The sequence below is a fragment of the Pseudomonas sp. P5_B3 genome (genome assembly GCF_056400405.1).
This window is the reverse complement of sequence record NZ_JBFULI010000009.1, coordinates 112,050-125,041: the sequence shown is the minus strand read 5'-3', so window position 1 is coordinate 125,041 and position 12,992 is coordinate 112,050. Positions and strand designations below refer to the sequence as shown.

The window sequence follows — 12,992 nt, the reverse complement described above, 5'->3', positions numbered from 1 at the left end:
GTCAGTTCGTGTGTGCGGTTGGTAACGTTTTTTCCTGTTTGCACGCATCCCTCTGATTCAAAACACATTTCAATCTCCCTCACATTCCCTCCACATCCTGTGGCACACTTTCTGCTGTTTATTCCGTTGTTACATACCAAGTTCCGGTATAGCGGAATAAACATTGCCCTGGAGTGCTTGCCATGCATCGCCGACCTTCCTTGTTCACAGCATGTGTTTTTCTGTTCGCAGCCTCTGCTGCTGCCATGGGCGTGGCCCAGGCGGCGGACAGCAAGCTCGACAGCGTTCTGGCCCGCGGCAAACTGATTGTAGGCACCGGCAGCACCAACGCGCCGTGGCACTTCCAGGGCGCCGACGGCAAGTTGCAAGGCTTTGATATCGATATCGCGCGCATGGTGGCCAAGGGGCTGTTCAACGATCCGAGCAAGGTCGAGTTCGTGGTGCAGTCGTCCGACGCGCGTATCCCCAACCTGCTGACCGACAAGGTCGACATGAGCTGCCAGTTCATCACCGTGACGGCCAGCCGTGCCCAGCAAGTGGCGTTCACCCTGCCGTACTACCGCGAAGGTGTCGGCCTGCTGCTGCCGGCGAACAGCAAGTACAAGGAAATCGATGACATGAAAGCCGCCGGTGACAGTCTCACCGTGGCGGTGCTGCAAAACGTCTACGCCGAAGAACTGGTGCACCAGGCGCTGCCCAAGGCCAAGGTCGATCAGTACGACAGCGTGGACCTGATGTATCAGGCGGTGAACTCCGGCCGCGCCGACGCGGCGGCCACCGACCAGTCTTCGGTGAAGTACCTGATGGTGCAGAACGCCGGCCGCTACCGCAGCCCGGCTTACGCCTGGAGCCCGCAGACCTATGCGTGCGCGGTCAAGCGTGGCGACCAGGACTGGTTGAATTTCGTCAACACCACCCTGCATGAGGCCATGACCGGCGTTGAGTTCCCGACTTACGCGGCATCGTTCAAACAGTGGTTCGGTGTGGATCTGCCAACGCCGGCGATTGGCTTTCCCGTCGAATTCAAATGATCCCGTGAGAGTGGGGCGCCGATATGCGCCCCGCTCAAGGTACTGCTGACCATGAACTATCAGTTGAACTTTGCCGCCGTCTGGCGCGATTTCGACACCTTGCTGGCGGGGCTCGGTATGGGCCTTGAACTGGCCCTGGTGTCGATCGCCATCGGCTGCGTGATCGGCCTGATGATGGCGTTTGCCTTGCTGTCCAGGCATCGCGCATTGCGGGTGCTGGCGTCGGTGTATGTCACGGTGATTCGTAACACGCCGATCCTGGTGTTGATCCTGTTGATCTACTTTGCGTTGCCGAGTCTGGGGATCCGGCTGGACAAGATTCCCTCGTTCATCATCACCCTGTCGCTGTACGCCGGAGCCTACCTGACCGAAGTGTTCCGCGGCGGTTTGCTGAGCATTCCCAAGGGCCTGCGCGAAGCCGGGCTGGCTATCGGCCTGGGCGAGTGGCAGGTCAAGGCCTACGTTACCGTGCCGGTGATGCTGCGCAATGTGTTGCCGGCCCTGTCGAACAACTTCATTTCGCTGTTCAAGGACACCTCGCTGGCGGCGGCGATTGCGGTACCGGAGCTGACCTATTACGCGCGCAAGATCAATGTCGAGAGCTACCGGGTGATTGAAACCTGGCTGGTGACCACGGCGCTTTATGTGGCGGCCTGTTACCTGATTGCCATGATGCTGCGTTACCTCGAACAGCGTCTGGCGATTCGCCGATAGGAGGCCCCATGTACGAATCCCCCAGTTGGTTGCATGAGTTGTGGGTGGCGCGGGAAGTGCTGTGGCAAGGCTTTCTGACCAGCGTCCAGGTGTCGGTGCTGGCGATTTTGCTCGGCACGCTGGTTGGCGTCGTCGCCGGGCTGGTGCTGACCTACGGCAAATTCTGGATGCGCGCACCGTTTCGTTTTTATGTCGATGTGATTCGCGGCACGCCCGTGTTCGTGCTGGTGCTGGCGTGCTTTTACATGGCGCCGGCGCTGGGCTGGCAGATCAGTGCGTTCCAGGCCGGTGCGCTGGGGCTGACGCTGTTCTGCGGCTCCCATGTCGCCGAGATTGTGCGCGGTGCCTTGCAGGCCTTGCCGCTTGGGCAGATGGAGGCGAGCAAGGCCATCGGGCTGACGTTCTTTCAGGCCCTCGGGTACGTGCTGTTGCCCCAGGCGCTGCGGCAGATTCTGCCGACCTGGGTCAACTCGTCGACCGAGATCGTCAAGGCCTCGACCCTGTTGTCGGTGATCGGCGTCGCCGAGTTGCTGCTCAGCACCCAGCAGATCATCGCCCGGACCTTCATGACTCTGGAGTTTTACCTGTTCGCCGGTTTCCTGTTCTTCGTCATCAACTACGGCATCGAGTTACTCGGCCGGCACATTGAAAAGCGGGTGGCTTTGCCATGACTCAGACTCAAACCCATGCACAAAACGGCCAGCCGCTGCTGGATATTCGCGGCCTGCACAAGCGTTACGACCAGCTCGAAGTGCTCAAGGGCGTCGACCTGAGCATGCAGCGCGGCAATGTGGTGACGTTGATCGGTTCCAGCGGCTCGGGCAAGACCACGCTGCTGCGTTGCGTGAACATGCTCGAAGAGTTCCAGGGCGGGCAGATCCTGCTCGACGGCGAATCCATCGGTTATGACGAGGTCAACGGCAAACGCATTCGCCACCCGGAAAAAGTCATTGCCCGTCATCGTGCCATGACCGGCATGGCGTTCCAGCAGTTCAACCTGTTTCCGCACCTCACCGCGTTGCAGAACGTCACGTTGGGCCTGCTCAAGGTCAAGAAACTGCGCAAAGACGAGGCGGTGGCCCTGGCCGAGAAATGGCTCGAGCGCGTCGGCCTGCTGGAGCGTCGCGATCACTTTCCCGGTCAGTTGTCTGGCGGGCAGCAACAGCGCGTGGCGATCGCCCGCGCCATCGCCATGAACCCGAGCCTGATGTTGTTCGACGAAGTGACCTCGGCCCTCGACCCGGAGCTGGTCGGCGAAGTGTTGAGTGTGATCAAGGGCCTGGCCGAGGACGGCATGACCATGCTGCTGGTGACCCACGAAATGCGCTTCGCCTTCGAGGTTTCGGACAAGATCGTATTCATGAATCAGGGGCGTATCGAAGAGCAGGGGCCGCCCAAGGACCTGTTCGAGCGCCCGCAATCGCCACGGCTGGCGGAATTTCTCAAAAGCACTCGCTTTTAACGTCATTTTCAAAGCAGGAGAAACACCCATGAGCATTACTCGTTACGGCACCGGCAGCACCGCCGGCGGCGGTCAGCCCCGTCCTTTTGCCCGTGCTGTCGAAGCCGATGGCTGGCTGCACGTGTCTGGCCAGGTGCCGGCGCTGGATGGCGAGATCATTGTCGGAGGCATCGTCGAGCAGACTCATCAGACCATGAAGAACCTGATCGCCATCCTTGAAGAGGCCGGTTATGGCCTTGAAGACGTGGTACGCACCGGCGTGTGGCTGGAAGACCCGCGGGATTTCTGGAGCTTCAACAAGGTGTTCTCCGAATACTTCAAACCGGAACACGCCCCGGCGCGGGCCTGCGTGCAGGCGAACATGATGGTCGACTGCAAGGTCGAGATCGACTGCATTGCCTACAAGAAAAAGGCTTGAACCGAGTCGCACCCATCGCGGGCAAGCCACGCTCCCACAGGTTTTGTGTGCTGCCACAGATTGCAGTCACAACTTCAACCTCTGTGGGAGCGAGCTTGCTCGCGATGGCGATCTAACCGCCAACAACGCACTTTGGTTAGACTCCCGGCATTATGAATGGGAACCACTGAAATGACCGAAGACACCATCAAGCGCCGGGCACGCGGTCTGGACCGGGCGTTCGATATCCTCGATTTCCTCAAGGAGATCGGCCAGCCCCTGCGCCCGAACGACATTGCCAACGGCATCGGCAGCCCCAAATCCACAGTCTACGAACTGGTGGCCTCGCTGCTGGAACGGCGGATCCTGGAGCCGGTGGGCAAGGACGGTCATGTCTACCTCGGTCGCCAGTTGTACTTTCTCGGCCAGGCCCACTTGCGCCATTTCGACCTGACCCGTGAAGCCGATCACGCTTTGCAGGAAATCGTCAGCCAGACCCGTGAAACGGCGCAGATGTGCCTGCTCAACGGGCGCAAATACACCGTTGCGCTGATGAAGGAGGGGGAACGGCATTTCCGCATTTCCTCGGACATTGGCGAAAACGCACCCATCCCCTGGACCGCCTCCGGGCGGCTGTTGCTGGCGCACCTGAGCGACCAGGAAATCGTCGACCTGATCGACCACGACGACTTCATCCTGCCTGACGGCGAACGCTTGCCGCTGGAACAGTTTCTCAAGGAAATCCGTCAGGCCGGAATCGATGGTTTCTTTTCTTTCGATAGCGTCGCCGACACCTTTACCCATTGCTTTGCCGCCCCGGTCAAAGACCCCGGCGGCGTGGCCATCGCGACCCTGTGCATCGTCGCTCCACGAGCCGATGCCAAGAAAAACTACAATGACTACCGCCGGGTGTTGATCGACAGCGCCAACAGCCTGGCCCGTCGCATCAACGAATAACAGCGGCTGCCTGCGGCCGCGTGAACGAGGAGTTCGACCATGTCTTCTGCCCCCCATACTGCCAATGTGGACAAAGGCGCTGCCCCGATCGGTGCCAGCCTGGTGCGTGACGTCAGCCTGCCCGCGCTGGTACTGCACCGCGAGGCGCTGGAACACAACATTCGCTGGATGCAGGACTTCGTCAGCAACAGCGGCGCGGAACTGGCACCCCATGGCAAGACCAGCATGACCCCGGCGCTGTTCCGTCGCCAACTGGACGCCGGTGCCTGGGGCATCACCCTGGCCAGCGCCACGCAAACCCGTGCCGCCTACGCCCATGGCGTGCGTCGTGTGCTGATGGCCAACCAGTTGGTCGGCACGCCGAACATGGCGCTGATCGCCGACCTGCTGGCCGACCCGACGTTCGATTTTTATTGCATGGTCGATCACCCGGACAACGTTGCCGACCTCGGCGCCTATTTCGCCTCCCGTGGCGTGCGCCTGAACGTGATGATCGAATACGGCGTGGTCGGCGGGCGTTGCGGTTGCCGCAGCGAGCAGGAAGTGCTCGACCTGGCCAAGGCCATCGCCGCGCAACCGGCCCTGGCCCTTACCGGGATCGAAGGCTACGAAGGGGTGATCCATGGCGATCACGCCGTGACCGGTATCCGCGATTTCGCCGCGTCACTAGTGCGCCTGGCGGTGCAGTTGCAGGACAGCGGCGCCTTCGCCATTGCCAAGCCGATCATCACCGCGTCGGGCTCGGCCTGGTATGACCTGATTGCCGAATCCTTCGAAGCGCAAAACGCCGGTGGACGCTTCCTCAGCGTGCTGCGTCCCGGCAGTTACGTGGCTCACGACCATGGCATCTACAAGGAAGCGCAGTGCTGCGTACTCGACCGTCGCAGCGATCTGCACGAAGGCCTGCGTCCGGCGCTGGAAGTGTGGGCGCACGTGCAGTCGTTGCCTGAGCCGGGGTTTGCGGTGATTGCCCTGGGCAAGCGCGACGTGGCCTACGACGCCGGCTTGCCGGTGCCGTTGTTGCGGTACAAGGCGGGTGTGGTGCCGGCCAAAGGCGATGATGTGAGTGCGTGCAAAGTGACCGCGGTGATGGACCAGCATGCGTTCATGACCGTGGCGCCAGGGGTTGATCTGCGGGTGGGCGACATCATTTCGTTCGGCACTTCGCACCCGTGCCTGACGTTCGACAAATGGCGTGTTGGCTGTCTGGTGGATGAACAACTGAATGTCATCGAGACCATGGAAACCTGTTTCTAAGGCTCAGGACCGAGGCGCGGCCATCGCGAGCAGGTCGGATCGCCGCACCGTCGCTCCCACATTGGAATGCGATCCCCTGTAGGAGCGAGCCTGCTCGCGATAGCGTCCCCCCAGACAACAAAGAAACACCAGAGACCCCACAACAATGAACACCATCAACACCCTGGGCCCCAACACCCCACGCATCGCCCTGATCGGCGAATGCATGATCGAGTTGCAGCATCGCGCCGACGGCAGCCTGCAACAGCGCTTCGGCGGCGACACCTTGAATACGGCGGTGTATCTGTCCCGGGAACTGGGCGAGGACGGCACCGTGGATTACGTCACCGCCTTGGGCGATGACAGTTTCAGCGACGCCATGTGCCAGAGTTGGGCAGCGGAAAATATCGGGCTCGACATGGTCCAGCGCCTGCCTGGACGCCTGCCGGGTTTGTATTGCATCCAGACCAACGCCGCCGGTGAGCGACGCTTTCTGTACTGGCGCAACGAAGCGGCAGTCCGCGATTGCTTCACCACCCCGGCCGCCGCGCCGATCCTTGCGGCGCTGCCGGATTACGACGTGCTGTATTTCAGCGGCATCACCCTGGCGGTACTCGGCGTGCAAGGCCGGGAAAAATTGCTGGAAACCCTGATCGAAGCCCGCCAGCGCGATGCGCGAATTGTGTTCGACAACAACTACCGGCCACGGCTGTGGGCGTCGGTCGAGGACGCACGGGCGGCGTATCGCCGTGTGCTGCCGCAGGTCGACCTGGCGTTGCTGACGGTGGATGACGAACAGGCGTTGTTCGGTTACTCCGATTGTGACGCGGTGTTTGCCGCGTATGAGCAGATGGGTACGCCGGAAGTGGTGCTCAAGCGCGGCGCCGAAGCGTGCCTGATTCGTTGTGATGGCGAGTCATTCGAGGTGCCGGCGCAGAAGGTTGCGCGGGTGGTGGACACCACGGCGGCGGGGGATTCGTTCAGTGCGGCGTATCTGGCTTCGCGGCTCAAGGGCGGCAGCCCTGAAGAAGCCGCCGAGGCCGGGCATCGGTTGGCGAGCCGGGTGATTCAGGTGCCGGGGGCGCTGATCCCAAGGTAGGCGGTGAATGGCCGCTGGCTGCGCCATCGGATCGCGAGCAAGCTCGCTCCCACAGGGATCTGTGAGTTGCCACAGATTGCAGCCACACCATCAAACACTGTGGGAGCGACGGTGCGGCGATCCGACTTGCTCGCGATGGGGGCCGAAAGCCAACCACTCAATCCCGGTAAAACACCTGCACCAGGTGATACCCGAACTTGCTCTTGATCGGCCCATGCACCACCCGTAGGGGTTTCTTGAAGATTACCGCATCGATCACGCCGACCATCTGCCCCGGCCGTACTTCACCGAGGTCACCGCCGCGCTTGCCCGAGGGGCAGGTCGAATACTTCTTGGCCAGCACATCGAACGCTTCACCCTTGGCGATGCGTTGTTTGAGCTGCTCGGCTTCTTCCGAGGTTTTCACCAGAATATGGCGGGCTTGAGCTTTCATGGGCGGTACCTTGCAACGGTGGTGGCTATGTGGGCGGCTATGTGGGTGACAGCGGGGGCGCGCGATTATGCCTCAACTCAGTGCGGTTGACCGATCATCGCGCGAATCTTGTTGGCCAGCAGGTCGATGGAAAATGGCTTGGTCACCATGTCCATGCCTTCTTCGAGGAAACCCTGGCGTTCGGCGGCGATTTCCGCGTAACCGGTCATGAACAGTACTTTCAGTTCGGGACGGTGCTGGCGGGCGATTTCTGCCAGTTGTCGGCCGTTCATGCCCGGCAACCCGACGTCGGTCACCAGCAGGTCCAGCCGCAGGTCTGACTCCAGCACCGGCAGGGCGCTCTTGGCATCTTCGGCTTCATGGGCGCGGTAGCCGAGCTCCTTGAGCAGGTCCATTACCAGCATGCGCACCGCCGCATCGTCCTCTACCAGCATCACGGTTTCGCCGGCAATCGCCGCCGGTGCCTCGCCGCCGACGGGCGACAGGATCTTTTCCGGCTCGGCCGAATGCAGGCGCGGCAGGTACAAGCGCACGCTGGTGCCCCGTTCAGGCAGGCTGAACAGACTGACGTGCCCCCCCGATTGTTGGGCGAACCCGTAAATCATCGACAAGCCCAAGCCGGTGCCCTGGCCAATGGGCTTGGTGGTGAAGAACGGGTCGAATGCCTTGGCCAGCACCAAGGGCGTCATGCCGGTGCCGTTGTCGCTGACGGTAATCATCACGTAGTCGCCGGCCTTGACCGGTTCCAGGGTCGTGATGTCGCTGCCGTCGAGGTACACATTGGCGGTTTCGATCTGCAGCACGCCGCCATCCGGCATGGCGTCCCGGGCGTTGATCACCAGGTTGAGCAAGGCGTTTTCCAACTGACTGACATCCGTGCTGATCCGCCAGATGTTTTTGGCCAGTTGCAGTTTGAGTTCGATGTGGTCGCCCTTGGTTCGACTGAACAAGTCTTCGAGCGAGTGAATCAACTCGTTGGGGTTCAGCGGCTTGCGGTTGAGCGACTGCCGCCGGGAGAACGCCAGCAAGCGATGGGTGAGGGCGGCGGCACGGTTGGCCGAGGACACGGCCGCTTCAGTGAACCTGCCAATTTCGGCCACGCGGCCGTCGGCAATGTAGCGCTGCATCAGGTCGAGACTGCCGATGATGCCGGTGAGCATATTGTTGAAGTCATGGGCGATGCCGCCGGTAAGCTGACCGACCGCATCCATTTTCTGGGCATGGCGCAAGGTGTCTTCGGCACGCTCACGTTCGAACATCTCGTTCTGCAGGCGCTCGTTGGCCTCGGCCAGTTGGCGGGTGCGGGCGGCAACCCGTTCCTCAAGGGTTTCGTTCAGGTTGCGCAAGGCTTCTTCGGTCTTTTTGCTTTCGGTTTCATCGATCACGAAGATGTAGAAACCGTTTACCGCGCCGTCTGCGCCGTGGCGTGGCAGGTAATTCATCAAGGCCTGGCGGATGCTGCCGTCGCGGTGTGGCGTGCTGATGCTGAAACAGCAGGGCCGGCCGGACAGCGCCTCAGTGATGTACTGGGCGCATAGCGCATAGGCTTCTTCGCCAAGCACTTCAAGAATGGTAAGCCCGTAAAGCTCTTGCGGCGTCAGGCCGTACCAGTCGAGGTACGCCGCATTGTTCAGGCGAAAGCGTTCTTCGCGGTCGACGTAGCTGATCAGGACCGGCATGGCGTTGATGATCAGTTGCAGCTCGGTCTGGCTCTGGCGCAGGGCCTGTTCGGTGTGTTTGCGTTCGGTCAGGTCCAGGGCGGCGCCGAGGAAGCGCATCGGCCGGCCGTGGTGATCCTTGTAGCAGCGACCGCGGGCAAACACCCAGCGCATCTGGCCGTCGGTTTGCAGCAGGCGATACTCCTCGGCGTACTCAGTGCCGTGGGTGATGCAATGCTTGATGCTGCGGGCGATCAGGGCGCGGTCTTGCGGGTGTACGCCGTGCAGGTACTCGCTGATCGGCAACTGGCTGGCCATGGCCGGGTCGATGCCGTGCAGTTGGGCAAAATGCGCATCGGCGATGAAGCGGTCCTCGCTGATGTCCCAGTCCCAGGTACCGACCGCGTCGGTGGCGGCGAGGGCCAGTTGCAGGCGCTCCTCGGTTTCGCGCTGGGCCTTGAGACTGGCCGCCGAGCGCTGTTCGAGTTCGAGGGCGATGCGCCGGCGTTCGTTGGTTTCGATGGCGGTGACCAGGATCCCGGCCACCTTGGCACTTTCGTCACGGATCGGGCTGTAGGTCAGGTCGAGCCAGAAGTCAGTCTCCCGGCCCTCACGTTGCAGGGTGAAGCGCTGCTCGCTGTAGCTTCGCACCTGACCTTGCAGGACGGCGCTGTATATCGGGTCGGTAAAGTCTTTCAACTCTGGCCAGATCAGGTGTGCCGGTTGGCCGAAAGCGTGTGGATGTTTGCTTCCAGCGAGCAGGGCGAAGCCGTCGTTGTAGATCTGCGTCAGTTGCGGGCCCCATAGCAGCAGCATCGGCATCGGTGAGTGAATGACGATGTCCACGGCGGTTCGCAGGCTTTGTGGCCATTTGCTGGCCGCGCCCAGGGGGCTGCTTGTCCAGTCGATGCGGGCGATCAAGGCTTGGGCATCGCTGGCGGTTGGTGTTGCGTTCATCCGGGTGTCCTGCACATGAGTCGCTTTGGCTGGGACTATTCTTGCACAGGTGACAGGCGCAGGTTGATTCGAAGGCTTGAGCGGTTACTGTGGGAGCGAGCTTGCTCGCGATAGCGGAGTGTCAGTTGACATCAATGCAAATTGACCCGACGCCATCGCGAGCAAGCTCGCTCCCACAGGTAACCGGGTTTCAAGACTGGAGTTCGGGCCTGTTTCGGTACTGCTCCAACGCCTCGGGATTGGCCAGGGCATCAGTGTTCTTCACCTTCTGACCATGCACCACATTGCGTACCGCCAACTCAACGACTTTGCCGCTGATGGTCCGGGGAATGTCGGTGACCGCGACAATCTTCGCCGGCACATGGCGTGGCGTGGTGTTGGCGCGAATCGTCTGGCGGATCTGCTGTTGCAGCGCCTCGTCCAGTTCGACCCCGTCGCGCAACTGTACGAATAGCACCACCCGCACGTCATCCTGCCACTGTTGACCGATGGCCACGCTGTCGAGCACCTGTGGGATTTTTTCCACCTGGCGATAGATTTCCGCCGTACCGATGCGCACGCCCCCGGGGTTGAGCACGGCATCGGAGCGCCCGTGGATCATCATACCGCCATGGGGCCGTTGTTCGGCGTAATCACCTTGGGCCCAGACGCCGGGGAACAGGCTGAAATAGGATTTGCGCAGTTTCTCGCCATCGGGATCGTTCCACAGGCCAACGGGTATCGCCGGGAAGTGCCGGGTGCAGACCAGTTCGCCTTTTTCGCCGATTACCGGTTGGCCTTCGTCGTTCCACACTTCGACGGCCATGCCCAGGCTCTTGCCCATGATTTCGCCACGTCTGATGGGCGACACAGGGTTGCCGTTGACGAAGCACGAGACGATGTCGGTGCCACCGGACATCGAGGCCAGACACACGTCAGCCTTGAAGTCGCGATAGACGAAGTCGTAACTGTGCGGTGACAGCGCCGAGCCGGTGCATAGCAGCATCTTGAGGCTGCTCAGGTCATGGCTTTCACGGGGCTTGATACCGCTGCTTTCCAGGGTCGCGAGGTATTTGGGGCTGGTGCCAAAGACACTGATGCCCTCGTCGTCGATCAGGTCGATCAAGCGTTGCGGGTCGGGGTGGAACGGCGAACCGTCGTACAGCACCACCGCACTGCCGACCGCCAATGCCGACACCAGCCAGTTCCACATCATCCAGCCGCAGGTGGTGTAGTAGAACAGGCGCTCGCCGGGGCCGAGATCGCAGTGCAGGCCGTGTTCCTTGACGTGTTGCAGGAGTACGCCGCCGGTACTGTGGATGATGCATTTGGGCACGCCGGTGGTGCCGCTGGAGTAGAGGATGTACAGCGGATGGGCGAAGGGCACGGGGACGAAATCGGGCTCGCCGCCAGGTTCATAGAAATCGTTCCACAGCGTCACGTTGGCCGGGGTACGGAAGTGTTCGATCCGCGTGTGGGGCCGCGCATAGGGCACGATGATCAACTGCTGCAACGACGGCAGGCGCTCGAGGATTTCGTTGAGCTTGGCGGTCTGGTCGATTTCCTTGCCGGCGTAGCGATAACCGGCGCAGGTCACCAGCACTTTCGGTTCGATCTGGCCGAAACGGTCAACCACCCCTTGGGTGCCGAAGTCGGGCGAAGAACAGGACCAGATTGCGCCAAGGCTGGTGGTGGCGAGCATGGCCACCAGGGTTTGCCAGGTGTTGGGCATGCACGCGGCGACCCGGTCGCCAACCCTGACACCGGCCGCTATCAGCCCGTTTTGAAAGCCGGCGACATGTTCCGCGAGCTCGGCCCAGGTCAAATGTTCACGCAGACCGTTTTCGCCAACGGCTATCACGGCGATCGCATCATCGCGACGCTGTAGCAGGTGTTCGGCAAAGTTCAGCGTTGCGCCGGGGAACCACTGGGCGCTGGGCATCTGCGGGCCTTCGAGCAGCACCGCGTCGGGTTGCTCGTGGAAGCGGATGTCGAAGAAGTCGACGATGGCCTGCCAGAAGTCCGGGCGTTGCTCGATGGACCATTGGTGCAGGTCAGGGTAGTCGTCAATCTTGAGGTGATGCCGCTGATTGACGAAGCGCCGGAAGGCCTCCATGCGGGTCTTGCCAATGCGTTTGGCGTCGGGTTGCCAGAGGATGTCGGACATGGTTTGCCTCTTCTTGTTGGCGAGTGCAGTGCACTCGATCGCGAGCAGGCTCGCTCCTACAGGGGATCGCATTTCCATGTGGGAGCGAGCCTGCTCGCGAAGAACGATAACGCGGTTTAGCGGTCAGTCACTGCGCCAACCACCCACCATCAACATTCCATGCCGCGCCACGCACCTGGCTGCCGGCTTCGCTACACAAGAACAGCACCAGTTCACCCAGTTGCGGCGGTGTCACGAACTCCAGCGATGGCTGCTTTTCAGCGAGCAAATCATGCTGCGCCTGCTGCGGATCAACCCCACTGGCGGCACGATCATCAATCTGCTTCTGCACCAGTGGCGTCAATACCCAGCCTGGGCAGATCGCATTGCAGGTGACCTGGGTGGTCGCGGTTTCCAGCGCGACCACTTTGGTCAAGCCGATCACCCCGTGCTTGGCGGCGACATAGGCCGACTTGCCCACCGAGCCGACCAGGCCATGCACCGAAGCAATGTTGATCACCCGACCCCAGCCCTTGGCGCGCATGCCCGGCAGGCTCAACCGCGTGCTGTGAAACACCGACGACAGGTTGATGGCGATGATCGAATCCCAGCGCTCTACCGGAAACTCATCCACCGCTGCCACGTGTTGAATGCCAGCGTTGTTGACCAGAATGTCGACGCCGCCGAACTCGCGCTCGGCGTAGGCGATCATGTCGGCAATTTGTGCCGGATCGCTGACATCGGCCGGGTGATGGCCGACCTTGCCGCCGAACTGTTCGACTTCGGCAATCACCCTGGATGCATCGCCGAAGCCGTTGAGGATCAGGTTGGCGCCAGCCTTGGCCAGGCTCAGGGCGATGCCCAAACCGATACCGCTGGTGGAACCGGTGACCAGTGCGGTCTTGCCCGAAAGAGTCGTCATG

At 61.5% G+C, this 12,992-nt stretch carries 12 protein-coding genes; 8 read left to right on the top strand and 4 right to left on the bottom strand.

Annotated features, from left to right (window positions below; translation table 11 throughout):
* The first annotated feature begins 182 nt into the window (after window positions 1-182).
* The 8 genes from AC1DRN_RS08580 to AC1DRN_RS08545 all read left to right on the top strand — a co-directional run bounded on the left by AC1DRN_RS08580 (window position 183) and on the right by AC1DRN_RS08545 (window position 6,896).
* Window positions 183-1,031 carry a transporter substrate-binding domain-containing protein gene (locus AC1DRN_RS08580; RefSeq protein ID WP_223463292.1) on the top strand — a complete coding sequence of 283 codons (849 nt, stop codon included), beginning with the start codon at window positions 183-185 and terminating at the stop codon, window positions 1,029-1,031.
* A 51-nt stretch (window positions 1,032-1,082) separates the two neighbouring features.
* Complete coding sequence (locus AC1DRN_RS08575) at window positions 1,083-1,745, top strand: amino acid ABC transporter permease (RefSeq protein WP_108217292.1); 663 nt, start codon at window positions 1,083-1,085, stop codon at window positions 1,743-1,745.
* 8 nt (window positions 1,746-1,753) lie between these two features.
* Window positions 1,754-2,416: an amino acid ABC transporter permease gene (locus AC1DRN_RS08570; protein ID WP_457265935.1), complete on the top strand. Its 663-nt coding sequence runs from the start codon at window positions 1,754-1,756 to the stop codon at window positions 2,414-2,416.
* Complete coding sequence (locus AC1DRN_RS08565) at window positions 2,413-3,207, top strand: amino acid ABC transporter ATP-binding protein (RefSeq protein ID WP_223463294.1); 795 nt, start codon at window positions 2,413-2,415, stop codon at window positions 3,205-3,207. Before AC1DRN_RS08570 ends, AC1DRN_RS08565 begins: the two co-directional genes overlap by 4 nt.
* A gap of 28 nt (window positions 3,208-3,235) precedes the next feature.
* Window positions 3,236-3,625 carry a RidA family protein gene (locus AC1DRN_RS08560; RefSeq protein WP_057714589.1) on the top strand — a complete coding sequence of 130 codons (390 nt, stop codon included), beginning with the start codon at window positions 3,236-3,238 and terminating at the stop codon, window positions 3,623-3,625.
* Between the two features lie 171 nt (window positions 3,626-3,796).
* On the top strand, window positions 3,797-4,561 hold the full coding sequence (locus tag AC1DRN_RS08555) for an IclR family transcriptional regulator (RefSeq protein ID WP_223463295.1): 765 nt from the start codon (window positions 3,797-3,799) through the stop codon (window positions 4,559-4,561).
* A 39-nt stretch (window positions 4,562-4,600) separates the two neighbouring features.
* Window positions 4,601-5,818 (top strand): amino acid deaminase, encoded by a 1,218-nt coding sequence (locus tag AC1DRN_RS08550; protein ID WP_457265936.1) that lies wholly within the window; start codon window positions 4,601-4,603, stop codon window positions 5,816-5,818.
* Window positions 5,819-5,963: 145 nt separating this feature from the next.
* Window positions 5,964-6,896 (top strand): sugar kinase, encoded by a 933-nt coding sequence (locus tag AC1DRN_RS08545; protein WP_457265937.1) that lies wholly within the window; start codon window positions 5,964-5,966, stop codon window positions 6,894-6,896.
* Window positions 6,897-7,053: 157 nt separating this feature from the next.
* Here the strand turns inward: AC1DRN_RS08545 and AC1DRN_RS08540 are convergent, their stop codons facing one another.
* The 4 genes from AC1DRN_RS08540 to AC1DRN_RS08525 all read right to left on the bottom strand — a co-directional run bounded on the left by AC1DRN_RS08540 (window position 7,054) and on the right by AC1DRN_RS08525 (window position 12,991).
* Entirely contained in the window at window positions 7,054-7,329 is a 276-nt protein-coding gene (locus tag AC1DRN_RS08540; protein ID WP_007898282.1) for a peptidylprolyl isomerase, read from the bottom strand.
* A gap of 77 nt (window positions 7,330-7,406) precedes the next feature.
* On the bottom strand, window positions 7,407-9,944 hold the full coding sequence (locus AC1DRN_RS08535) for a PAS domain-containing hybrid sensor histidine kinase/response regulator (protein ID WP_457265938.1): 2,538 nt from the start codon (window positions 9,942-9,944) through the stop codon (window positions 7,407-7,409).
* Between the two features lie 190 nt (window positions 9,945-10,134).
* The gene (locus tag AC1DRN_RS08530) at window positions 10,135-12,090 is read right to left on the bottom strand and encodes an acetoacetate--CoA ligase (protein ID WP_457265939.1); all 1,956 of its coding nucleotides are present in this window, start codon (window positions 12,088-12,090) and stop codon (window positions 10,135-10,137) included.
* 127 nt (window positions 12,091-12,217) lie between these two features.
* The gene (locus AC1DRN_RS08525) at window positions 12,218-12,991 is read right to left on the bottom strand and encodes a 3-hydroxybutyrate dehydrogenase (protein ID WP_108217301.1); all 774 of its coding nucleotides are present in this window, start codon (window positions 12,989-12,991) and stop codon (window positions 12,218-12,220) included.
* Between the last annotated feature and the right edge of the window lies 1 nt (window position 12,992).